Consider the following 24,016-nt stretch of genomic DNA (forward strand, 5'->3'; position numbering starts at 1 on the left):
TCAGACGTTTGTTAGCGTCGTAAATATTGCAACAGATGATGTCTACCATCATACAACACACGTTGGGCTTTCTCTAACCGGCGACAACAATGCCAACAAGTTATCAGGCGGTCAAAATAACGACTCAATTAGAGGCTTAGACGGTAACGATGTCCTATATGGCAAAGCCGGTGATGATGCGTTGCTTGGCGGTCTTGGCGATGATACGTTGTCAGGTGGCGATGGCAACGATACGCTGGCGGGAGGTGGAGGCAGTAATGTACTAAAAGGCGGTCAGGGCAATGATAGCTTTGTCTTCTATGATATTAATAACGCGCAAATAGCTGACTTCTCCGTCAAGCACGATACTATTATGTTGAGTAGCTGGTTAGTTGATCTTACCGGATTGGGTACATTATCCCCGGATAAATTTATTATTGGTAACAGTGTTCCAGACGATCTAAATATTTATATCATTTACGATGATACAACGGGAGGCTTGTATTATGGTGGCCTCACAGAAAACACGCTAATTGCAACATTAGGTACTCACCTAGCGTTAACCCATGAAAACTTCATTGTAATTTAAGGGTATTCAAATAAAGCCATCGCAACCTTAGTTTGAGCTATTCAACTTATCACTCAAAAGACTAGCCGCAACAATAATAGGCGATAAAACAGGGCTAAAAGGCGGTGCATAGGCAAAATCGGCATTTTCAAGCTCGCTACAGGTTAATCGACCCAGCAAGGCGGTGGCGGCAATGTCGATGATTTTATCGACCTTACCTGAACCAACGGCTTGACAGCCTAATAGTCGTCCATCGTTACGGTTAGCGGTCAGTGTTAACGTCAATACTTGCTTGCCGGGGTAATACCCGGCACAATCATTTGCCGTCATTTTGACAGATACCGGATTATATCCTGCGTCAAATGCAGCTTTTTCTGATAAGCCGGTGATAGCAACGGCACATTTAAAGGTCTTGAAAATTGCGGTTCCCAACACGCCAGGAAATAAAGCATCACCGCCTGCTGCATTTTCCCCGGCCACCCGACCCTGTAAATTGGCAATATCTCCTAAAGGCAACCAGGTTGGCTGCCCGGTTAGCCGGTTAAGTGTTTCACAACAATCACCCGCCGCGTAAATGCCGGATATGCTAGTTGCCATACGTGCATCGACGGCTATAGCACCTGTACACCCCAGCTGAATACCGGCGGCTTGTGCCAGATTCACATTCGGTTTTACACCAATAGCGACGACAACAAGGTCGGCGGGTATGATACGGCCCGTTTCTGTTTGAACAGCACTGACTTTACCGTCACTGCCGTTAAGTTGAGCCAGACCATCGCCGAGTAAAATATCCACTTGGTTTTCTAATAAATAGTCATGGACGAGTTGCGCCATGTCCGGGTCAAACTTGGGCAATATACGCAGTGATTTTTCCAAAAGCGTAGTTTTTATTCCCAACGAATGCAACGTCTCCGCCAATTCCAAACCAATGTATCCCGCACCGATAATGACGGCGTGTCTAGGTTGTAATTCAGTTAATGTCGTTTTAAATCGGGCTAGGTCTGAGAATGAGCGTAGCGTTAACACGCCTTGTAAGGTTATGCCTGGTACACTCGGCACAATTGGAGCAGCACCTGTGGCAATGATTAATCGGTCATAGCCAATACTCGTTACCGTATCTTCATTTAAATTCTTAACGGTCAGCTGCTGTTTAGCCGCATCGATAGCGACGACGCGATGGCGCGTCCACACTTGAATACCTTGCTTAGCAAACTCCTCTGGCGTTCTGATAATAATGCTACGCTCGTTTTCAATCACGCCACTGATAACATAAGGCATTCCACATGCGGAATAAGACATTTCAGCTTCGTCTTGATACATAATGATTTCGTGGCTTGCATCGATTCGACGTGCCTTGGCTGCAGCTTTGGCTCCAGCAGCAACGCCGCCTATGACAATAATTCTCATCGCTCTCCCCTATTGACGCTTGTTAGGTGCTTGTAACCATTCGCCATTGCCCGCAAAAAAAGGCCGGTTCGCCGCCCGTATGAATAAAAACCAGGGTTTTATAACGCCACTGTTGTTTATCAAGTCCGTGTAGCAAACCTGCCATCGCTTTGCCGGTATAGACAGGGTCAAGCAATACCCCTTCGGCTTGAGCGACGCGTTGAATCGCATCCGCCGCTTCAGAACTAGGGATGCCATAACCTTGACCAATAAACCCGCCATAAACAGGTGCATCGCTCGCTTGAAAACGCCAATCCAATTGCAACAACGTAGCGGCTTGGCTAGCTAAATCGGCGACTTGCTGGCTAACAGCGTCCGCCTCTCGGCTAACCGTAAAACCTAGCACCGTCCATGATAGCTTTAATAATTTTGTTCCCAGCAACCACCCGGCATACGTGCCGCCAGAACCCACCGCCAGCACAATCGCATCCGGCCCCACCCCTTGGCAAAGACATTGCTGATAGAGCTCAAATACCGCCAATACATGCCCTAATACGCCCATCGCACAAGCACCGCCACGCGGAATGGCATAAGGCCGATAGCCTTGTTGGCGTAAATTCTCGGCAACCAGTGAAATATGGCTATCCACCGAAGCCCTGTCATCGTCATGGGTAAAGTGAAAGTTCGCATTGAACAAACGGCTAAGCCGATAATTTCCATCGACAGCCGTTGGCGGTTTCCCCCAATAAACAGCGGTACACGGTAACCCTTGTTGCGCCGCGACCGCCGCTGTGGCGCGTACATGATTGGATTGCACGCCCGCCCCGGTCACGAAGCAATTGGCGTGTTGACGTATGGCGTCCGCCAACATGACTTCTAGGCCGCGAATTTTATTGCCACCAAAGCCAAAACTAATCAAATCATCGCGTTTAAACCAGAGTTCAACCGCGCCCCCTGCCGTTGCCAAGCAATTGGCACGCAGCAATGGCGTAGGGTAATGCGCTAGAACATGACGAGGAATAAGCTTCGTATAATGGTTAATTAACGCTTGTTTATTGACAAACTCAGTCTCAATCGTCATGGCAAAACACCTTTGAAAGCTGACATCGTGCAATCACTTGTTCGACTAAATCGGCACATAAGCCTATATTTTTTTTCGGGCTGGCACAACGAATCGATTTCGCTACTGGTGAGATGAACATTTATTTCAGGACTCGCCAACAAGGCTTGTTTAAAACTCAAGCCTTGCTCTTGCGCCTGTAGCGATAGCGTTAACACAAGCTGGTGCGCGCTTTGCTTACCTAAGGTTTGTGCTAGCCTTAGCATGACCGCTTCGGCATAGATAAAACCGTTCGTTGCTAACAGATTAGCAGACATACGCGCTTTATTCACTTGCAAATTCTGCAATAGCCCGTTTAGCAAGACTAAGGATTTGCCTGCCGCCAAGGTCGCATCAGGAATAAGCAACCATTCCCCTTTCCACGACCGACCATCGCGTTCATGGCTATGTACCAGATTTTCGGCCATGTGCGCGGCATGATGCCTGACGACACGCGATAACGTGCCCAGATGCTCGGAAATCTCCGGGTTGCGCTTCTGCGGCATGGTGATACTGCCTACTGCGCCCGTCACAAAGCCCTCGCTCACTTCACCGATTTCAGGCCGCTGTAAATTGACGATTTCCTGACCAATCCGGTCGCCTGTTGACGTCATCAACGCTAAGATATTCAGCCATTCGGCGTAACGGTCGCGGCTACTCGTCCAAGCTATCGCCGGAGTATCTAAATTCAAACGTTGCATAAAGGCTTGTTGTAACACCAGCGCCTCTGCTCCCAACGATGACATGCTACCGACGCCGCCGCATAATTGCCCTACGCCTAATCGTGGTTTTAGCTCTAGCAAACGCTGGTGATGCCGTTCTATTTCGTCCAACCATGTTGCCACTTTAAAACCGAACGTTATCGGCAAACCAGGCTGACTATGCGTGCGCCCACACATCACGGTATATTTATGCCGACGAGCTAGCTCGATTAAGCATTTTTGTAGTGTGCATAAATGAAGCAGAAAAGAGTCGTGTGCTTTCAATAACACCCGTATGGTATGGGTGTCGGTAATGTCTTGCACGGTTACGCCATAACACAGCCACTCACCACCAGTGCTGCCACAACGTTTTTTCACCGCCTCAATCAACCCCAACAAGGAATGATTAGTTTTGACAAAACCTTCTCTGACTTCTTGTAAAAAAGGCTCATCAACGTCAATGTGCTGATAAGCGGCTGTTATCTCTACGGCTGCTTGCTCAGGAATCAATGTCAATTCGGCTTGTACTTGCGCCAAAATGCTGATGATTTCTAGCCAGCCCTTGACCCGATTTTGCTCGGCAAATAAAGGACGCAATTCGGTGTCGGCCCAAGCTGAACCATAAAGGGTAGAATCGTTTATATGTACTGAATCAAACATTTAATGACCACCTGTGTATGGTTCAACTTGACGAATCAAATCCGCCGCTTTCTCTGCAATCATAATCACGGGGGCATTGGTATTACCGCTCACGATAGTCGGCATAATCGAAGCATCAACGACCCGTAAACCACTCATGCCGTTCACGCGCAACGCCGTATCGACTACGGCGTTTGTATCAACGCCCATTCGACAGGTGCTAGTTGGATGCCACGTTGTCGATGCGGTACGGAGGATAAAATCACTTAGCCTTTCATCGTCTCGGATAGCGCTACCTGGCGACAATTCTGTCCCTAATAAGTCATCAAAAGCATGTGCGTATAAAATGTTTAAATTCCAGCGCACCCCAGCAAGTAAACAGCGAAGATCGTCAGGGTCACTGAAATAATTCGGGTTGATACGCGGGCGTTGTAGCGGATCAGCCGATGATAAAGTCACCTCGCCTTTGCTTAATGGCCTATTCACATAAGCCGTTAGCGCTATACCATGATTAGCCATCCGACCTGCTTCAGGGTATTCAGGCGTTAAATTGCCAAACAAAAATAATTGCAAATCAGGATAAGCCAGCCCAGGATGGCTGTTGACAAAACAACCGGCTTCCAGAAAATTTGACGCTAAAGGGCCTGTTTTATCGGCTTCATAAGCTCTGGCAGCGAGCTGTTTATCGTGGCTAGATAACCCGGCAAAGCTTAGCGGTTTTGTCAATTCACAGCGGACACGGGCATGGACATGATCTTGTAGATTTTTGCCAACATCAGATAGCGCTACCCGCACCTTAATACCCAGTTTTTTCGAGTTCCTGCGCTGGCCCTAAACCCGACAAAAGCAATAACTGTGGCGAACGAAACGCACCGGCTGATAACAACACTTCGCCCGCATAAGCGGATTCGGTTACGCCAAGCTGTAAATACTGCACGCCAATCACGCGGCTGCCGTTAAACAATAATTGCGTCGCGTGCGCATGACGCATGACGGTTAAATTTGGACGTGCCATGACCGGATGCAAATAAGCAACCGCCGCACTGCAACGCTGACCATTGGCTATTGTGCGTTGTAAAGGCCCACAGCCTTCCTGGCGCTCGCCGTTAAAGTCAGGATTATAGGCAATACCGACTTCTTGCGCGGCGCTGAGATAACGTTGTGTCACTGGACTAAGCTGAACATGGCTGGAAACGATTAACGGTCCAGATTGGCCATGATAAGCATCATGAAACGCCAAGTTGGTTTCGGCTTTAATAAAATAAGGCAGTACCTCATCATAACCCCAACCAGCATTGCCGAGATTTGCCCAATGCTCATAATCGCCTCGGTTGCCACGCATATAAATCATGTAGTTAATGGAACTAGAGCCGCCCAACGCTTTACCTTGCGGGATATAAATACGGCGGTCATTCATGCCAGACTGCGGCATACTGCGGTCACCCCAGTCGTAAGCACTATCTTGCAATTGCGGAAAAAGTCCTGGCGTTTGTATCATCGGGTCGCCGTCATCGCTACCCGCCTCCAACAATAAAACACGGCAGTTTTTATCTGCACTCAAGCGATTGGCAAGAACGCAACCGGCCGAACCCGCCCCGACGATAATAAAATCAAACGTTGTCTGGGTCATGGCTGGTTTCACGTTTGGCAAGTGCAAGAAGCGTCTGTATCTTGCCGCTAATATGTTCCTGTCTGGACCAATTACGTTCACGGTACTCAAGCAAGCGCTGACGGCATTCGACAATCATGGTGTTCATACTGGCTGAGGCGGTGCCACCTGGTTCTAACCGCGCTTGAATAGCACCATCCAGGTCTAATGCCGAGCTAAACTGCTGTTTGGTCATCGCTAATGTGCGTCCCAGTAGTTTTTTAGCGGCGGCTTGCAAGTTTTGATAATCCAGTTCTGGCAAACTCAACTCGCGGTATTCGCTGGCTAAATAAGCCAATAAACGATGCGCGCTTCTAACGTCAAGCCCATCCAGCAAAACCACAGTTTCGGCAAGCTCCGTCGCTAACACCCAGCCAGAAGACGCCAATGTTTTCGCCCGGTGTTGATTAAACACCATAGCATCCAGCACTTCCGCCATTAACACAGTTGCGTGGCTAACGTTTTCTAGCGCATCGGGTAGCGCCCCATAAATCAAGGTCCGGTTGTCTGGTTGGCCGGTCGGCGTGCGTACCGAAGCGGCCACCGATGCGGTTAAGCCGATAAGCTTATTGGCAACGCCGCGCAAATGCGTCAGCGCAAAGGGATTTTTTTTATGCGGCATGATTTTGCTCGCACGAGCATGTTTATCAGCTAGCTCAACCAGCGCAAATTCTTGGCTGCAAAAAATTTGTAAGTCTTCCGCCAAGCGGCTGATAGAGATACTGCACGCGGTCAAAATCGACGTGATTTCAATGAACAGGTCAGCTTGCCACATCGCATCACGAGCATGAGCAATCAAGCCGTCGAAACCTAAGCATTCGGCTAAGGCTTGACGGCCTTGTAATAGCCTTGAGCCGTTGGTACTACCGCATCCCATAGGACTGAGGTTGAGACGGGCGTAAACTTGCTCTAAACGCTCTAAATCACGCAGCAACGGATAAGCAAAACCCAACAGATAATGCCCGAATGTCGTCGGTTGCGCCGCTTGCAAATACGTGTAATCGGGCATGATAGCCGTTAAATGCTGTTCAGCTTGCTGAACCAGCGTTGTTGCCAAATCAATCAGGTGGTCGATAAGCTCGATAAGGTCTTGGCGCACTACCAATATAAAGCCTGTGGTCACCGCTTCTCGGCGGGCACGACCTGCGCCCAACCAATTCACAGCATCGGTACGCTCTGTTAACCACGCCTCGCGATTGGTATAAATATCGCCATTCTCTGGCGTCAACACAAAAGAATCGGGCGCTGCTTGTAACGCTAGCAAATACGCTAATAACTCACGGCCTGCAAACTTTGGAATGGTTTTTAATTCCAGTGCCACCCAGGTATGAGCAATATCAGCCAGCCCTACGGCGGTAAACAAGCGTGCTTCATTATTCAATTCATCAGCAAAAGCCGAGCTAACCATGCTTGTTGACGGCAAGGCTTTTAGTCGGGTTCCGATTTCCAGCGCGTCATGCTGCATGGCTTCGGACTGAAAGCGATTATTAGCCGTCATAACTCGTGCGCATTAGGTAAAGACATGACAATATTGCCAGCATGGCTTTCGACTTGAGCAGGATCCCAGCCGCCTTCGCGCACTAATTTACTGGCTAAACGATTTAAGGTATCGAAACGCAAACCATTGCGTAGCGCTTCCACCGCCAACACTTGATCGATAGGAATATTGCCTAAACCCGCGTTAGCACCGAATTTTTCGATGAAATAAGCCTGTTGCGCTTTCATCGGCGCTTCCCATATTAACCAGTCGGATTTATCGCCAATGAGTCCGATAATCGTATCGACGTCAAATTCATCAACATTACCCGCATCATCGAATACGCCTACGCTGTGACCACTTTCACGCCCTTCCAGTATCACCCAGGCCGCGCCCCACTCAATATCCTGCATAATTTCCTCGGCGATTTGTTCCGGCGTGGGTTGGCGTTTAGGGTCTTTTTTACCAACCTCAGTAATGGGAATCAAGCCAGCATTTAACGCACAGTCAATAATCCGTTGTCGCCTAAAACGTGGGATTGGCAGGATACCATCGGAAATTTCAACAGCGGAAAAGCCCAACGCTTTTGCATGGGTCATATAAACTCGGCAATGTTGAGTTAGCAGCGCGACTTCAAGCAACGTTCCACCCGGAAACGTCAAGATATTGTTCTCGGCAATAAGGGCTAATTTGTCTTGTAACAGTGATTTCTCCATGAATACCGACGTACCAAAGCCGAATTTCCAGTGGTCAATATAGCGTGCGCTGGTTTGCAAAATACTTTCAGTTTCCTGTAAACTCTTACCAACATCCATCACCATGGTACAACCCGTTTTACGCGGTTTTTCAACTCGCGCTTCGCGTTGACCGCGAATAATTGTGTGCCAAGCAAGTTCAGACATAAATTAAGTCCTTAAAATAATGCCGTAAAGCGTTTTCAATCATCGCCAAATCCGAACCCCAAGGGACGATAACGGTATTGCCTTCTTGCTCAAATTCGTATTCGAGTAAACAGCATTTTAATAACGTCGCTTGGCTAGACAGGTTATCGGTTGCTTTCTGTAAGCGGCGTGGACACATTTCTACACGCGGCGGCTCGTCGCCGTAATAATGACGGTGAAATTGCAAGCTGCGCTCGCAGCCTAATAAAGTCCAGTTTTGCCGCTGTTTAGGTCGTTCATCGAGAAAATAAACCGGTGCCGTTAACTCATTAAGACCACCCGAACGACAAGGCACTAAATAGGCTTCGGGAGTAACGGCACTGGCCAAGTCACGCAAATCAATGGTTTCCAGTTCGACAGTAATCGGCGGTAAATCGGCATAACTAAGCACTTGCTCAACCAAGTGATAGAGCTTAGGCGGTTCGGGCGGTACGACTTCAATCACTTTTAGCAGCAAAGGATTGGGCTTATGGATAATATTGATATGGTCGAATGCGCCTAACACGATAGCAGTTTGCTGTGGCATAACCCCATGTTTTAACGCTGCTTTAGCTAACGCTGAACGATTGCCTGGGTCGGCTTCGGGGGCGTTAACAAAAACACAATCACCCGGTAACGCGAGAACTTCCACTTTTTCGACAAACGTAAACAAGGTTTCGGAGCTCACGCGTTGCACGGCAGCAACAGCATATTCATGCTGCTCGTTATGCAAAATAATAATGTCAGTGCGCCTATACACTTCCCTAGCCAACAGATAGCGTTCAATTGCGTCATTGCTCATTGGCCCATTGTAGGGCTGGAAACTGACGCAACGGTAAGGCAACGGCACAAAGTTTTGCTGTTGTTTTAGTTTTCCGACTTCAAGAATGGCGCCATTCATCAGTGACTCCCGTTTAATGCAAAATACCGCCGTCGGTCTGCTTGGCTTAGCTCACGCTCGTGGATTTTTAATGGATCCAGACGGCGGATAAACTCGACTATCTCTGTATCCGGTAACGTCGCCGTTACCAAATTAGCCGATACAGGGACGTCGAATTCAGTATGCTCCGCGACTAATTCAGCAAACGTATCAGGATAAACCTGTTGCAGCTCAGCATGACCGTCAGCATTAAATCCGAATACACCCAAGTCCGTCACGATACAGTCCGGCCCTTTACCACGATAAGGCATTGTTGATCGCGGCATACCGTCAGTCGTACGGTGTCCAACGCTAGTGGTAAAATCACATTGCTTAACCAAACGGTAACGACGGCGGCCTTGCCCATCTAACGGTGTTCTATGCGCCGCTGTCCAAATCGTGATATGACTGGCATCGGCTGATAAATTACAGCCACCACCGCCACCCGGTAGTTTTAGGCTGAACCGGTCGTACTGCCCAAGGCCTGTAACATTCATATTGCCCCAACAGTCTATTTGCAGCCCTGACAAAAACATGCGCCCCAAGTGTCCGCTGGCGGCGAGGTCGAATAATTCTTCAATCGACAACTGGCACTCGGCAGCGCGATTCATCGCAAAGTCATTGGTGGTTGGTGTTAAAAAGGCTGGTTTAGGGTTAACGCCATAGGTGGCCCCTGCCACTAAAATTAATCGGGGGGCATGACTGTGCTTAGCCAGATGTAACGCCAATTGAACCAACGGCGAACCAAAACCGTGAAAAGCCAAAATGCCGTCCTCTATCGAGCGGGCAATTTGATAAATCATCAACTCGCCTAAGGTACAATGAGTGATAGAAGCAGGGTTATTCATATAGCTTTAACCAATCTTCAGTACTGTTCTGCCATTGTGCAAGACGGCTTAATTGCTCTGCACCACCGATAGCGGCCAAATAATCGACGTGATCCCAACACTCATAGACAAAAGGCTTTAGATACTGGTCAGCAAAACTGTTCGCACCCTGTTTTGCTGCTTGGTAATAGCGTGCCGTGTGCTCTCGGTCATACGCATAAAACGGGTAGCAAGCCGTCGGATGCGCACCATAAGGCACTTCCGCAATCGCTGTCACATAAAAATAAGGAATCGTGACACCAAACTGCACCAATTCCTCGTGTGAGATAATCTTTTCCACCGTTGCGATGACTTTAGCGGATGCTTTTGCAAATAAAATATCCGCAACCGGCGGCCCGTCGATATGCAAATTACCATGCGGGTCAGCATATTGAACATGTAAGATAGCCACATCAGGTTGCAACGCAGGTACAAGTACCAGTTTGTCACCCGTAAAAGGGCATAACATGGTCTTAAATTCAGGATGCAGTTTCATAAAATCACTGCCTTGCACCGAACGCATAGGCATAAACGGCAAGCCTTGGCTAGCAGCCCTCAGTTGTTGCACCAGCGTATAACAACAACTGTCCTTAATGGTTACGCTACCGGCTTCGCAGGCGCGACGGTAGTTAGGCGCCATGCCGAAGTCCTGTTCAAACCCCACATAAGACTGCGCACTCACCGCAACACAACCCGCCCCACACAGCAAATCAACATCAATACCGTGTGCCGAACCGACAAGCTTAAGTGCATTAACGCCTTGACGGATAGACTCGCGCAACGCCGCGATGGGCTCGCGCCAAGATAAACCACCACCAATCGCCACACAATCGCCGTTTCGTATATGAGCAACCAATTCGGACAGCGAACAACGTTTATCGTCTTGAATATGCATTACTAAGCACCCGATAGCTTGAAATTAACGGTGGCTAACCCTTTTAAATCTATACTCTGAACGGTCAAGTTATAAAGGTGCGCACAGCGCACCCTACTTAAAAATCAAAAACTTAACCGTTTGAAACATAGCTCACCGCGCACTTGACACTTACCGTTAATTTGCCAATTCCCTGCGAACTATTTTTGCCCCTTCGACCAATGCGTGCAGCTTGTCTTGACAGATATAGCGTTGTAACAAAATCAACCCGCAATCCGTAGTCACGCCTAATTGCTCCGCCGGCACAACCGTCAGTAATTGGCGAATTTTTTCCGCGACTTGCTCGGCTGTTTCGGTTACCGTACTTTTCACATCAATAACACCGGCCCAAAACATCATATTTTTAGGAATAGGGTGCTGTTTCAACATGTCCAGACCAGAAGACGCAAAGGGAATGCGGCCAATACCTTCAATGTTGAATACATCAATGTTGGCTTCAAACGATTTTGGAACCACGGAAGCCGTAGGATTCGGTGCATTAGCATTCTTAGCACGTTTGGTTAAATCAAAGATTTCACCTGTGCTTGCTGTGTCATCGGGATAATAAGCCGGCGTACCGCCCCAATTGCCCCAACAAATATGACAAACAATCTTGGCATTTTTTACGCCCGCAACTGCACGATTAAATGCCTCAATAGCCCAGTCCTCATAAAAATAAGGCCAAGTAAACTCATCGAGTTGTATGTATTCCACGCCCAGCTCGTCAACCGCCAAGATGTCTTCATTAATTGCAGCCGCAATCGCGAGTGCGCGTTCCCGACTATTGGCATAATGCAAATCGTTAGTGCATTGCGCCAACACTTGAATACCTGTGTATTGAACTTTAACAGGCTTATCGGTAGCCCGTTTAAGCGCACGCGCCTGCTCAACCATGATTTGACCGCGCCGCTTGATTTCTTGCGTTACCGTGGCGGAATGTAACCGGCTATAAATAGGAAAGCCTAAGTGACTACCGGATAAGTCATAGCCTAAGCGGTTAAAGTAGTAATAAAGCGCGACATCGGCATAGTTATCGCCATGTAAAACGCCCGTCGGCAATGATGTCTAGCCCAGCATTGACCTGGTCGGTGACAATCGCCGCCATGGCATCCTCCAATGCTTCGCGCCACATGGCATCGGGCGGCTGGCGGTCGCCTTTGAAATGCCGGGCAAATTCAGCATCCCACCATCTGGGATTAGGATAATTGCCGACCATACTGGTTGGGATTAATACGTTATTCATGTCGCACCTCTTTCTTATCGTTATGGTTACGGTTTTTCGGCCTTATCAGTCGGTAGACGTTATAAAACCAAAATCAATGCCTGCTAGTTAAACCACTGCAACAAGGACAACCGTTGCCATGAGTGCTTTCTAGCGGATGCGGTTCATCATAAATATGCATGGGTTTAGCATCATGACTACCGCAGCGGGAGCACACCCATTCTTTGGGTGCTTGGGTATTAGCCAACACCAGCCCTTTAAATTCATGATGACATTGATCACAGTGTATTAAGTAAATTGGCATGGGATTGTCGTTGCTGTTGTGTTAATCGGTTAGCGACTGAACCCTGTTAACCACCGTATTTTTGCCAATGGTTATCAAACAGGCTTTTTTCATCCAAAGGTTGCTGCTGAATCGGTCGAGAAACCCACGTCAGATTAATCATGTGCCGGGCATTCACATTTTCCGTTGTAATATTGCCGCCCCAGGTGCCACAACTTAAGCTCAAGGTATAAGGCAAGCCATTACGTGGACTGCCTGCACCTTCATTTAAATTCTGGTTAACCATCACCCGTGCTGTCTTGGTTTGCATAGCCAATGCCAAAGCATGGGCGTCGTCCGTCGTATGAATACCACAGGTGTGCCCTTGGCCTTGATAAGCGGTAATCGCATTGACTTGGTCTATGGCATGACTAATGCCGCCTGCATAGCGGTACAGCGCCAATACGGGTGATAATTTTTCGCCGGAAAAAGGATAGTCAGCGCCTATACCGTTTTCTTCAACAATGAGGCAACTACAGTCATCAGGGACAACAAATCCGGCTAACTTGGCGATATAAACAGGCGACTTCGCAATGACGGCAACGTTTGGAATAGAGTTATCGGAGTTAGGCCAGATTAAGTGTTGCAACATGGCTTTTTCCTGCGTATTGCATAAATACCCCCCTAACCGTTGTAAACGTTGAATTAGAGCGGTATAGATGGACTCGTGCGCAATCACGGCATTATCCGCAAGGCAACTGGTTGCGTAATCGAATTTTTTAGCAGTGACTATCGTATGCGCGGCATCGCCCAGCTCGGCGGTTTCATCGACAACATGGACAGAATTGCCAACCCCTACGCCATAAGCCGGTGTGCCTGAACTGTAGGCCGCTTTCACCATTGCCGCGCCACCGGTAGCGACAATCAAATCGGCTTGTTGCAGCAACTGCTGAGTTTTAGCCAGTGACGGTTGTTCAATCACTTGAACTAAATCCATAGGCGCGCCAACTTGCTCGCAAGCTTCACGCATGTACTTAACCGTCAGCGCTGTAGTTGCTTGCGTTCTAGGATGGGCGGCAATAATAATGGCGTTACGGCCTTTCAAAGCTAGTAGCGTTTTTAACGGTGGCGTCGCATCCGGCCCCGTGGTTGGAATCAAAGCAGCGACAACGCCCACAGGCTTGGCAATTTTCTGTAAGCCTTTTTCTGGAATCTCTTCGACAATACCGACCGTTTTAACTGACTGCATATCACGCAATGTCCCCATACAGCGGTTACGAATCTTACTCACTTTATCGTCGTAATTACCAAACCCGCCTTCATCAACCGCCAATTTCGCTAACTCCTTTGCCCTATCGTCACGGACTATCGCCCAACAAACAGCGGTCACTAATTCATCAACTTGCTCTTGGCTGTAATCGGCAATTTTTTCCTGTGCGCTACGAGCTTTTTCTATATAAACAGCGATTTCATTAGAAATAGTCTCTATTGTTGTACTCATAGCTCCCCCAAGCTTGCGCGATTTTTTCACTAGGCTTTATTGATACACATTAATTTTCCCTTTCATATAAGGGTGAAAAGGACAAATCAGCTCGTAATGACCCGGCTTGGCAAAGATGTGCTGGAATTTATCAGCATGGTGCAGTTCGGGTGAGGCAAATGTGTCCGCACCGGCTGTCGTCGCAATTGAATGCTTGCCAGAACGCTCGCCATCCAATACATCAAAGACATCTTCATTCACCCAGGTGACTTCTGTTCCCACCGGTACGTCCAGCATTTTGGGGTGAAAGCTATTGCCCACCATTTGAATTAAAACGGGATCGCCGCTATGAAAATGCGTTGTTTTATCGACATCAGAAGAACCAATACCAAACGGGTCAACAATTCGTTTAGGTGAACTCGGTAACGCTAAATCTGGGCCTTCACTGCGAACAACATTAGCACGTGGGGCATTGGCAGCCACGCTAATGATACCAACCGCACCTTTTGCCGCTTGTGTACCTAAGGCATGGGAAACCAACGTAAATGGGCCTTCGGCTGGCACTTGCCAATCAATCACATACGAATCACTAGGACCTGCCAACACCGATTGACCACCGACTTGTTTATTAGCTGGATTGCCTTGCGGGTAACTGTAATTCCAGATGCCGCCGACCGCATGAAACGTCGATGTCAAATTAGGACCTACATTGACATAATAAAACCGGATGTAGTCGCCTGGTCTTGCATTAATCGGCTGGTTAACATAGCGGAAGTTGTAGCCGTTAAAAGCCACATAAAGCGGCTGACCATCAAAAAAATCACGCCCGTTCGCGTAAGTTTCGTGCTGTGCCAGATATACTTTAATATCAGGCGCACGCCCTAATTCTTGTTCAAGAGCAAAATTTGCGCTTAGGCTCGACCACGAACATGCCAAACATGCCTCCCATCGTATGCGTCATAATGCCATGACCACCAGGCGCGCAATGGTACATGTACACACCCGGCACATCGGCTTTGAAAGTCAACTTTTTAGTTTCGCCAGCGCCTAGATTGCCAACCTTTAACGAAGTCTGAGTATTAGCCGCATGCATAGACAAGCCATGAGTTACCGTGTCGATATTTTTAACCGTGATTTCTACCTCATCGCCTTCATTGACAATCATTAAAGGCCCTGGCGAAGTACCGTTATAGCTGAAACCACGATGAATCACGCCTTCATCAATGGTTAACGTGGAACGTTGAGCAATGAGCGTGAAACGTTTTATTGTGCGTTCCATTGCTTGCTCGTTGATAGACAACCCTTCAGTCTTAGGCGATTGCACTGCGCAGCCTGTTATCTGAATCAGCAAAAATAATAAAACCCATCTATTTTTCATAAATATTCCCTTGTTATTGACCACATTAAGTGCGCTTGCTCTCAAATAAGCTACGTCACAAAGGTCTTGCTCGAACGCTAACCTTACCAACGAGGCATTTCTGCCATATGCCATGTCACACGTCTTGGTGGTGAATTATGTTGAGGATGGTTGACTTTGAAAATACAACAGAGGTTATATAACGAAAGTCATAGATAAATAACATTGCAATCGGGTTATGATTTGTGCTTATCAAAGAAGCAAGCAATACAACTCGAATACAATGACTTAGAGGCATAAACCATGCTTTCTGTAGAACAAAAATTTCGCAAAGAAATTGAAGTGGAGCAATTGTGGGCTGTCACAGAACACGGTGGTTATGTATTTGCGTCCATGTTATTGGTTTCCTCTACGTTGGTATTTGGACTTTGGACGAGTGCTTCTCACGAGCGCCTGGTATTTTGGTTTGCGTCATTAACAGTTATTAATTTGCTGAAATGGATAGCTTTGCATTATTACTATCATCACAAAAGCAGATTGTTAATCAATCTGTCTGAATTCAAGCGGGTCACACTGGTGTTTGCACTATTAACCGGCCTATGTTGGTGCTGGTGCGTTGTCTGGTTTTTAGCTCCCTCGCAATCCGGCAACGCGTTATTAATTGGCATGACGGTCAGTATTGAAATTATCGGGGCTATGTTGACCTGGACGTCTTATGTTCCTGCGATTATCGCAATCTCTTTACCTCCGGCCATTCCTTTGATTTCTGGTCTTTTCCTTGAAGGCACGCCTATTTTCATCGCATCAGCGATGATTTTAGCTATTTTGACCTGCTTTGGCGTCACTAGCAGTAAAAGACTATCCGGTACGCACCGTCAAGCCTTGCTGTTAAATTTTGAAAATGTTTTGCTACGCCAAGAATCAGAAGAAAAATCATTGTTACTGGAAACAACGCTAGAAAACATGCGCCAAGGCATTTGTATGTCAGACGATGATGACCGCCTTAGAATGTGGAATCAGCAATTTGTTCACATGATAGGCGATGCAGGTACACAGGTAAAAACCGGCGCTATGCTGTCTACTGTGTTTGCGGCGGCGAATCCGCCTATTTTGCTCAATCATAAGATACGCAGCGAACATCGTTTGCCAACCGGACAAGTGTTTGAGATTCAGCAAGCAGAAATGACCGAAGGTGGTCGTGTATTGACGTTTACTAACATCACCGAGCTTACCTATAGGCAAGAAGCCCTAAAAAAAAGCCCGCAAAGAAGCCGAACGCGCCAACGCCGCTAAAACCCGCTTTCTCGCCGCCGCTAGTCATGATTTACGCCAGCCTATTCATGCATTAGGGCTTTTTTTCGGTGAGTTATCTACTCGTGTTTACAATCAAGGAACTGCGAAAGTCATTGGTCAAATTGAAGACTCAATTACCGCGATTAATTCCATGTTAAATGCGTTACTGGATATTTCTAAACTAGATGCCGGCGTGGTTCGGCCAAACATAGAGACAGTTGCGTTAGGTGAGCTATTGTTGCGCTTGCAGGCAGAATTTGATGTCATCGCGCTGGAAAATCATAACAAGCTTCATACACGCCCTACCTCCGTTCTGGTCAAAAGCGACCTTGTGTTACTGGAAAGTATGCTACGCAATTTATTAGGTAATGCTGCACGTTATACCGAGCATGGCAAGATTTTATTAGCAGCAAGAAATCGAGGCGAAATGTGTGAAATTCAAATCATCGATACCGGCTGCGGCATCCCTGAAGACCAGCTTGATGAAATATTTTTAGAGTTCCATCAATTGCACAACGCGGCAAGGAATAGACAGAAAGGTTTAGGTTTAGGCCTATCTATCGTCAAGCGACTGGCTAAGTTGTTGGGACACGAACTAAAAGTGAAATCGCAACTCGGTAAAGGCTCGTGTTTCTGCCTTGTTGTGCCCAAAGCCCAACAAGCAGAAAAACAACAAGCGCTGGCTATCACAAAGACTAACCCTTATCTTTTTGGCAATCGCCTGGCGGGATGCCGCATACTCGTTTTAGATGATGATGCCTTAGTACTCGAAGGTATGCGAGGGTTATTAACACAATGGGGTTGCCAAGTCATCACGGCGAGTAATCAAGCCCAGGCCTTAGCGCAATTAAGCGCAAACACACCAAAGCTTAGCTTGCTTATCATTGATTACCGTCTTGGCGATACCGTTTCAGGTCTGGATGTCGTTAACCAGCTTCAAACCCAATTAGGTTATAAGTTTGCTGTTTTAATCGTCACCGGCGATACCGACCCTGAACGCTTACGCGAAGCCAATGCCAGTGGCTATCCGCTGCTACACAAACCGGTGGTTGCCGCAAAACTTAGGAGTAGACTGTTAAATCTAATTTCTTTCTACGAAGAATGAGTGGCTCAGACGTCATCAAATAATTGGTTTTTTATTAGACGGGACAATAAGTTCCCGCCTGGTTGCTTCAATAACAACTTCAGTGCGGTTATGAACGTTTAAGCAGCGCATAATCGCAAAGACATGCAGCTTAACTGTTCCCTCTGAAATAGCCAATTCTCTGGCAATTAATTTGTTTGGCAAACCTTTTGCCATACAGTTGAGTACTTCAATTTGCCGCTTTGTCAATACGCCCTGTTGTTCTACATTTTGCAAGGACTCACCAACCGCTACGTCTGAGGATTTTAATTTACCTAACAGCCTGGGCGGAATTGATATGCCACCTTGTAAGACCAGCCGCATGGCCGATAGCATTTCATGGCTATTACAAGATTTTGGTATGTAACCAACTGCCCCCATGTCTAACGCCGCTTTCACATTTTGGGCAGATTCCGAGCCGGATAAAATGATTAATGGCACATCAGGGGCTAATTTGCGTAGCGTGGGCATCGCTGATAAACCATCTGTGCCGGGCAAATCGATGTCCAATAAAATTAAATCAAGATCCCGGTTATATTCGATTAATCGGGTGGCTTCTTCGCTATTAGCCGCTTCATGCACCACGGTGTTAGCACCTAATTGATTTAAGATATAAAGCAGCGCTTCGCGAAAAAGAGCATGGTCATCTATCAGTAAAATATGCATCTGACTTTATAAGCTGAGCTGAAAACCACCAAATACCATCGTTCCCGGCATATTGTTGCTATAAAACTGGGATGTTCGGGTATTGGTTAGGTTTTCACCGCGTACATAAAGTCCAAACTGCTTGCTAATAGCGTAACGAACCATAGCATTCAACTGGATAGATTGCTCAATCGGAAGCGTATTGGTCGCATCATTCCAAGTCGAGCTTCTAATCACGGCTTCTGCCCACACTATAATAGGCCATTGGCTAAGGCGTTGTTGCCCCCATAGCCTGGCAAGGTGCGAGGGTCGTAAAGGTAGTTCGAGATTGGTTTGTAAATCTTTATTGTCGCTGAACGTATAACTAAAACCAGCATCCCTGCCATTTGAACCAGTGTACTGGGTGTTCACTTCAACACCCGCCACACTAGCATCCTCGATATTTACTGTTGTCGGTCCCGGTATGCCTGGAAAACGGATAGGGCCGTCCAAAGAATACGCTTGGGTGATTAAATTATCGTAACGGTTATAGTAACCACTGACCGTGATACGCAGAGTGTCAACAGGTAACCAGTCCAAACTGACCTCACCACTTGTCGAGCGCTCTGGTTTTAAACCTGGATTGCCGAAAAAACGAAACAGCTGTTCGGTATAGGCTGGAATTCTAAAACCGCTTCCACCGGATACCCGCACCGTCAAGTCAGGCAATAATTGATAAGCAAGCGCCGCTTTTAGCAAGGTGTGGTCGCCAAACTCGTCATAATGCTCAACTCTAAACCCAACTTGACCGCTTAAATCGTGGTATTGAGCGTCAGTCTCCAAAAATCCGGAAGCCATTGTCCGCTCATTAGCGTAGCTGTCTTCTCTTCTAGCAACCGTCTCGTGACGTCCTTGACCACCCCAGTATATATGCCAGTGGCGCTTTTCGGCACTGTTTTCTATAAGGGTATGCTGGTTACGCCAATTCGCTAAATACATGCGATTCGTCAAGCCAAACTCGCGTTGAGCTGTCGAAAGCTCTGTAATCTGATTTTGCAACTGAGTAAAGCCAAGTTGCAGATGGCTTGACCAATCTTTGTTAACCCGCATATTGACGGTATTTTGCGCTATCCAGGTTTCAGAGCGGCCAAAACTAGTCGTGTCATCTAACAACGCTATCCGGTAATTCCGGTCAAGACCTAATTTATCTGAACCTACCCATGAGTTCCTATACACCATAGAGCCTTGCCAATTCAACTTAGAGTTTAACTCGGTTGAAAACCTCAGCATTCCTAGGGTGGAATGGAACGGTTCGCGTTCAGGGTTTTCGGCAGAATTGGCTAAATGAGAGCCGTCAAAACGCGTCGGCGCGATTGGCAGTAAACGTCAATCTACCTGATTTACCCGCCAAACCTCCGACTAGCGTTTCTCTTAATGTAGCAAAAGTGCCACCTTCAACCATGAGTTTACCACCGGTTTCTTCTCTGTCCTGAGTATACAAGCGAATAGCACCGCCTAACGCTTGGAATGAATACTGCGACGCATCTGGACCACGCTGAATGACTGCTGTTTTTATTGATTCAGCCGGGAAAGAATCAAAGTTTTGTAGACCCGGTAATGACGCCAGCACAGGAATGTCATCTAAGGTAACCAGGCCTTGTCCTCCCACACCACGAAGAAACACACTGCTTAATTGCCCATAGCCACCGGTTCGTGTCGTCGTTATTCCAGGCAACCCTGTTAAAACGTCAGAAATTGCGCGCTCATGTCCAGCATCGATTTCGTCATGCTCCAATTGCTGTGTATTATTGATATGTTCTTCTAGCGGACTAGCTGTAGACCAAATGGATATAGTCGGCAGCACAACTTCGGCATGAGCTAACTGCGCAATGGATAGATTAAGTGACAGTAATAAAAAACCATCACTTACCCACAAAAAAGAATTACGTTTTAACATAAGCACTCCATTCTCTTATTATTATTGTATGAATACGAGATGCTTCCTTAGATAAAGCACAAACCTAAGGAATTCATCCCTCGCTAACTTATGAGACTTGTTGTAGTGTAATTTTTTTCTCGGCTGCGCGGTGTTTTTAGTTATCGAGCAGCCGCTTGTGTTTTAAGCTTTTTCTTCTTGTCCCAAACACTCCTCATCTTTAACCGTAAAAAACTTCTTAAATGCAGGCATAAAGCTTCCAGTAATTGGAATCGAGTATAAGCAATAAATAGCTGCCGCTTCACCCGTGCTAACCCCGAAAATCCATTGCGGCACATACAAGGTTAAAATAGCCATAATAAGATGATAACTGGCCATACGGGTATTGTTTTGCCATAAAAAACCACTAATGGCTAAGGCGAAAAATGACCCCCAAGTGATAAACGAGCCATACGCGCTGGTGATAGAATACGCAATATGGTATTTACCCTTATATAAACAGGCAATCATATCGCCGATAAAATTTGGTATGTCGGCAAAAACCTTAGCATCGATAAACTGCCAATCTTTAGGCATGAAATTAAACAACAAAAACATAGAGCTTAAGCTTACACCTATCATTGTCGCTTTTCTTAACGCGTTTTTATCGGTCGAATACGTGGCTAACGCAGGCATAATCGCTAATGCTTGTAAACTGATATGATACGTCGATAACTGACTGAGCAATAAATTAGTACCGTAACCGCATTGGTCGGCTACGGGATACGCAAAATACTGTATCAATTCCATCAGTGAGAAATGAAAAATCGCGTAAGCTCTAGCCAATCTTACATAAAAGGATTCATTTGAATCTAAAAATGTATAGCCCGATGCGATGAAACCAACGACTCCGAATCCTAACGACATATTTGCACTAAAACACATAAAACCCCTTTGTTTTGATTTATTTTTTGTTAAACCGCGTAAGGTGCAAATTGCCATAATCTATATAAAATTACAAGCATTCTAGCCCGTGATAAACCTTCAACGATAATCGCTGGCTTTCCACCCCTTAAGTTATTACTACTTCACTCGAGATATGTCCGAACAGTTTTTAATGGATCATGATAGCCTTATGGAGTCTTTTAAGATTCCGCCCAATTCAATACAAGCTGAGCAATCTGTTTTAGGCGGCTTGATGATTGACAATTTAACCTGGGATTCTGTCGCTGATTTAATCGTAGACTCCGATTTTTACCACCGAAACCATCAACTTATTTTCCGTACCATCGCGGGTCTAGCCGAAAAACAAACCCCGTTTGATATTATTACGATTTCTGAAGCCTTAGCGTCTATCAATAAGTTAGAAGAGATTGGCGGACTGGCTTATTTAGGCTTGCTCGCGAAAGAAACACCCTCAGCAGCTAATATCAGCTCATACGCACAAATCGTACGCGAACGTTCGGTCTTACGCCAACTCATTCATGTAGGCACAGAAATATCCAATTCTGCGTTTCATCCGGAAGGTCGTGATACTTCGCAGTTATTGGAAAATGCCGAGCGTTCCGTTTTTAATATCGCTGAACAACGCCAACGGGGGCAAGGCGGTTTTCAACCAATAAAAACCTTGTTAGCGCGTGCTGTTGATAAAATCGAAATGCTTTATGAGCAAGAGGGCTCTATTACCGGCGCTGCGACAGGCTTTACAGATTTCGATACGTTAACCTCAGGTTTACAACCCGCTGACTTGATTATTGTCGCGGGTCGTCCGTCTATGGGTAAAACCACGATAGCAATGAATATGGCAGAAAATGTCGCGATTAAAAGCAATATGCCTGTTGCTGTCTTTAGTATGGAAATGCCTGGCGATTCCTTAGCAATGCGTATGATGTCTTCACTAGGTCGTATAGACCAAAACAAAATTCGTACCGGTAAACTCGATGATGATGAATGGCCTAGATTAACGTCGGCGATTAACTTGCTAGCTGAAACAAAGCTATTCATTGATGACACGCCAGCGCTTACTACCACTGAAGTGCGCTCCAGAGCTAGACGCCTAACGCGCGAACACGGTCAATTAGGGCTAATCGTATTAGATTATTTACAGCTTATGCAGTCACCAGCTAGCGGTGATAACCGAGTACAACAAATCTCTGATATTTCGCGCGGATTAAAAGCACTCGCTAAAGAGTTAAACGTACCCGTAATAGCGTTATCACAGTTAAATCGTAATTTAGAGCAACGGCCTAATAAACGCCCGGTGATGTCTGATTTGCGCGAATCCGGCGCTATTGAACAAGATGCTGATTTAATTGTGTTTGTTTATCGCGATGAAGTCTATAACGAAGACAGCCCCGACAAAGGCATTGCTGAGGTGATTATTGGTAAACAACGTAATGGCCCGCTAGGCACGGTAAGGTTAACCTTCTTAGGCCAATATACACGTTTTGAGAATTTTGCCGGCCAAGCGTATGTCAGTGGCGGTGACGAATGAATCCTGCCGCCTTCGCCGTTTTAAACTTAGATGCGTTACAACATAATTTAACCATTGTGCGTCAACAGGCGCCTAACGCTAAAATTATGGCGGTTATTAAAGGCAATGGCTACGGTCATGGTTTATTACGTGTTGCAGAAGCTCTTACGAATGTGGACGCATTTGCCGTCGCCCGCGTTGATGAAGGGATGCGGCTACGCAAGGCTGGTATTAACAACAAAATCGTCGTGTTAGAAGGCTTTACGTCTGAACAAGAACTTAATGCCTTGCTTGCTTATAGGCTTGATGTCCTCATTCATTCCTTTGCGCAACTCGATATTTTGTCGAAGCGTCATGAGCGCAAGCAAATGGGCGCGTGGTTAAAAATCGATACCGGCATGAACCGCTTAGGCTTTAAGCCTATTGACTTTCCATCAGTTTATCAACAACTTAAACACAGCACGATTATCAAAAAACCTATTCGCTTTATGACCCATTTAGCCAATGCCGATGACTTAAATGATGTCATGACCATAAAGCAAATTGCGTTGTTTAAGGAAACATTAGCCAATATTCCGGGGGAAAGAAGCATTGCAAATTCTGCCGGCATCTTAGGTTGGCCGGATGCATTAACCGATTGGGTTAGACCCGGCGTCATGTTATACGGAATTTCTCCTTTCCCTGGTCGTACAGGCGCTGAACATGGCCTAAAACCCATTATGGAATTTCATTCTCGGCTGATTGCGGTAAAATCAGTTAATTCGGGTGAAACAGTCGGCTATGCAGGAAGCTGGCGCTGCCAACAGGCAACAACGCTCGGCGTTGTTGCTGTCGGATACGGCGATGGTTATCCTCGTCACGCAACTATAGGCACGCCCGTTTTAGTCAATGGACAACGCGTACCGTTAATCGGCAGAGTCTCTATGGATATGATTACCGTCGATTTAGCGGAGCAACCAAATGCTAAACCTGGCGACCCTGTCACCTTGTGGGGTAAAAACTTACCTGTAGAAGAAATTGCAGAACATTGCAATACTATCCCGTACACATTAGTCTGCGGCATTACTCAACGCGTTAAACAAATCGATTCAGCCTGGTTGGTATGAGGTTTAATTGACAGAATTTATCTTCTTGCCGGAGAATAGCGCTTTA

25 protein-coding genes and 1 pseudogene are annotated in these 24,016 nt (G+C 46.7%); 6 read left to right on the plus strand and 20 right to left on the minus strand.

The features are described from left to right. Window positions 1–568 (plus strand): calcium-binding protein (locus tag VZ94_RS30105; RefSeq protein WP_052700141.1); only part of this gene is annotated, 568 nt, incomplete at its 5' end. A 27-nt stretch (window positions 569–595) separates the two neighbouring features. Here the strand turns inward: VZ94_RS30105 and VZ94_RS02485 are convergent. The 16 genes from VZ94_RS02485 to VZ94_RS26740 all read right to left on the minus strand — a co-directional run bounded on the left by VZ94_RS02485 (window position 596) and on the right by VZ94_RS26740 (window position 15,457). Continuing rightward, window positions 596–1,954, minus strand: a complete 1,359-nt coding sequence (locus VZ94_RS02485) for an FAD-dependent oxidoreductase (protein WP_045778028.1) — start codon at window positions 1,952–1,954, stop codon at window positions 596–598. A gap of 22 nt (window positions 1,955–1,976) precedes the next feature. Next, window positions 1,977–3,014 (minus strand): coenzyme M biosynthesis enzyme XcbE, encoded by a 1,038-nt coding sequence (gene xcbE / locus VZ94_RS02490; protein ID WP_045778029.1) that lies wholly within the window; start codon window positions 3,012–3,014, stop codon window positions 1,977–1,979. Continuing rightward, window positions 3,011–4,393 (minus strand): 3-sulfopropionylcysteine synthase XcbD, encoded by a 1,383-nt coding sequence (gene xcbD, locus VZ94_RS02495; RefSeq protein ID WP_052700142.1) that lies wholly within the window; start codon window positions 4,391–4,393, stop codon window positions 3,011–3,013. The genes xcbE and xcbD overlap by 4 nt, the downstream gene beginning before the upstream one ends. Continuing rightward, window positions 4,394–5,167, minus strand: a complete 774-nt coding sequence (locus VZ94_RS22070; protein ID WP_052700143.1) for a GMC family oxidoreductase — start codon at window positions 5,165–5,167, stop codon at window positions 4,394–4,396. A 1-nt stretch (window position 5,168) separates the two neighbouring features. Beyond that, entirely contained in the window at window positions 5,169–6,002 is an 834-nt protein-coding gene (locus VZ94_RS22075) for a GMC family oxidoreductase (RefSeq protein ID WP_052700144.1), read from the minus strand. Then, window positions 5,983–7,518 (minus strand): 2-phosphosulfolactate phosphatase XcbC, encoded by a 1,536-nt coding sequence (xcbC, locus tag VZ94_RS02505; protein WP_052700145.1) that lies wholly within the window; start codon window positions 7,516–7,518, stop codon window positions 5,983–5,985. Before xcbC ends, VZ94_RS22075 begins: the two co-directional genes overlap by 20 nt. After that, entirely contained in the window at window positions 7,515–8,399 is an 885-nt protein-coding gene (gene comA / locus VZ94_RS02510; protein WP_045778030.1) for a phosphosulfolactate synthase, read from the minus strand. Before comA ends, xcbC begins: the two co-directional genes overlap by 4 nt. Continuing rightward, window positions 8,392–9,318 carry an XcbA family protein gene (locus VZ94_RS02515; RefSeq protein ID WP_045778031.1) on the minus strand — a complete coding sequence of 309 codons (927 nt, stop codon included), beginning with the start codon at window positions 9,316–9,318 and terminating at the stop codon, window positions 8,392–8,394. Before VZ94_RS02515 ends, comA begins: the two co-directional genes overlap by 8 nt. Then, the gene (locus tag VZ94_RS02520; RefSeq protein ID WP_052700146.1) at window positions 9,318–10,184 is read right to left on the minus strand and encodes a CoA-transferase; all 867 of its coding nucleotides are present in this window, start codon (window positions 10,182–10,184) and stop codon (window positions 9,318–9,320) included. Before VZ94_RS02520 ends, VZ94_RS02515 begins: the two co-directional genes overlap by 1 nt. Beyond that, complete coding sequence (locus tag VZ94_RS02525) at window positions 10,177–11,097, minus strand: CoA transferase subunit A (RefSeq protein ID WP_045778032.1); 921 nt, start codon at window positions 11,095–11,097, stop codon at window positions 10,177–10,179. Before VZ94_RS02525 ends, VZ94_RS02520 begins: the two co-directional genes overlap by 8 nt. A gap of 156 nt (window positions 11,098–11,253) precedes the next feature. After that, window positions 11,254–12,174 carry a uroporphyrinogen decarboxylase/cobalamine-independent methonine synthase family protein gene (locus VZ94_RS02530; RefSeq protein ID WP_275575111.1) on the minus strand — a complete coding sequence of 307 codons (921 nt, stop codon included), beginning with the start codon at window positions 12,172–12,174 and terminating at the stop codon, window positions 11,254–11,256. Then, the gene (locus tag VZ94_RS30110) at window positions 12,146–12,358 is read right to left on the minus strand and encodes a hypothetical protein (protein ID WP_275575112.1); all 213 of its coding nucleotides are present in this window, start codon (window positions 12,356–12,358) and stop codon (window positions 12,146–12,148) included. The genes VZ94_RS02530 and VZ94_RS30110 overlap by 29 nt, the downstream gene beginning before the upstream one ends. A 73-nt stretch (window positions 12,359–12,431) precedes the next feature. Next, window positions 12,432–12,641 (minus strand): zinc ribbon domain-containing protein, encoded by a 210-nt coding sequence (locus VZ94_RS02535; protein WP_045778033.1) that lies wholly within the window; start codon window positions 12,639–12,641, stop codon window positions 12,432–12,434. 46 nt (window positions 12,642–12,687) lie between these two features. Continuing rightward, a complete protein-coding gene (locus tag VZ94_RS02540; protein WP_045778034.1) occupies window positions 12,688–14,100 on the minus strand; it encodes an aldehyde dehydrogenase family protein in 1,413 nt (470 codons plus the stop codon). Window positions 14,101–14,136: 36 nt separating this feature from the next. Beyond that, window positions 14,137–15,015, minus strand: a complete 879-nt coding sequence (locus tag VZ94_RS02545) for a cupredoxin domain-containing protein (protein ID WP_204369021.1) — start codon at window positions 15,013–15,015, stop codon at window positions 14,137–14,139. Beyond that, window positions 14,972–15,457: a multicopper oxidase domain-containing protein gene (locus tag VZ94_RS26740; RefSeq protein ID WP_204369022.1), complete on the minus strand. Its 486-nt coding sequence runs from the start codon at window positions 15,455–15,457 to the stop codon at window positions 14,972–14,974. The genes VZ94_RS02545 and VZ94_RS26740 overlap by 44 nt, the downstream gene beginning before the upstream one ends. Before the next feature lie 282 nt (window positions 15,458–15,739). Here VZ94_RS26740 and VZ94_RS25000 point away from each other — a divergent pair, with 282 nt between their 5' ends. From VZ94_RS25000 to VZ94_RS25005, 3 genes and pseudogenes are all read left to right on the plus strand, one after another. Next, the gene (locus tag VZ94_RS25000; protein ID WP_052700147.1) at window positions 15,740–16,729 is read left to right on the plus strand and encodes a PAS-domain containing protein; all 990 of its coding nucleotides are present in this window, start codon (window positions 15,740–15,742) and stop codon (window positions 16,727–16,729) included. Between the two features lie 43 nt (window positions 16,730–16,772). Further along, window positions 16,773–16,862, plus strand: a pseudogene (locus VZ94_RS27765) (hypothetical protein); the annotation flags it as partial. 18 nt (window positions 16,863–16,880) lie between these two features. Beyond that, window positions 16,881–17,834, plus strand: coding sequence for an ATP-binding response regulator (locus VZ94_RS25005; protein ID WP_052700148.1), 954 nt, complete (start codon window positions 16,881–16,883; stop codon window positions 17,832–17,834). Between the two features lie 15 nt (window positions 17,835–17,849). On the opposite strand, the gene VZ94_RS02560 is transcribed toward VZ94_RS25005, so the two are convergent. The 4 genes from VZ94_RS02560 to VZ94_RS02575 all read right to left on the minus strand — a co-directional run bounded on the left by VZ94_RS02560 (window position 17,850) and on the right by VZ94_RS02575 (window position 21,336). Beyond that, window positions 17,850–18,518 carry a response regulator gene (locus VZ94_RS02560; RefSeq protein WP_045778035.1) on the minus strand — a complete coding sequence of 223 codons (669 nt, stop codon included), beginning with the start codon at window positions 18,516–18,518 and terminating at the stop codon, window positions 17,850–17,852. A 6-nt stretch (window positions 18,519–18,524) separates the two neighbouring features. Further along, entirely contained in the window at window positions 18,525–19,766 is a 1,242-nt protein-coding gene (locus VZ94_RS02565; protein ID WP_045778036.1) for a TonB-dependent receptor plug domain-containing protein, read from the minus strand. A gap of 64 nt (window positions 19,767–19,830) precedes the next feature. Beyond that, window positions 19,831–20,433: a TonB-dependent receptor gene (locus VZ94_RS02570; protein WP_045778037.1), complete on the minus strand. Its 603-nt coding sequence runs from the start codon at window positions 20,431–20,433 to the stop codon at window positions 19,831–19,833. Window positions 20,434–20,595: 162 nt separating this feature from the next. Next, window positions 20,596–21,336 carry a DUF5765 domain-containing protein gene (locus VZ94_RS02575; RefSeq protein WP_045778046.1) on the minus strand — a complete coding sequence of 247 codons (741 nt, stop codon included), beginning with the start codon at window positions 21,334–21,336 and terminating at the stop codon, window positions 20,596–20,598. A gap of 154 nt (window positions 21,337–21,490) precedes the next feature. Here VZ94_RS02575 and dnaB point away from each other — a divergent pair, with 154 nt between their 5' ends. Together dnaB and alr are read left to right on the plus strand one after the other, a co-directional pair. Beyond that, the gene (gene dnaB / locus VZ94_RS02580; protein ID WP_045778038.1) at window positions 21,491–22,885 is read left to right on the plus strand and encodes a replicative DNA helicase; all 1,395 of its coding nucleotides are present in this window, start codon (window positions 21,491–21,493) and stop codon (window positions 22,883–22,885) included. Further along, window positions 22,882–23,970, plus strand: a complete 1,089-nt coding sequence (alr, locus tag VZ94_RS02585) for an alanine racemase (RefSeq protein WP_045778039.1) — start codon at window positions 22,882–22,884, stop codon at window positions 23,968–23,970. Before dnaB ends, alr begins: the two co-directional genes overlap by 4 nt. Window positions 23,971–24,016 lie beyond the last annotated feature (46 nt).

Origin of the sequence: Methylocucumis oryzae (assembly GCF_000963695.1) — a bacterium.
GTDB classification, from domain to species: Bacteria; Pseudomonadota; Gammaproteobacteria; order Methylococcales; family Methylomonadaceae; genus Methylovulum; species Methylovulum oryzae.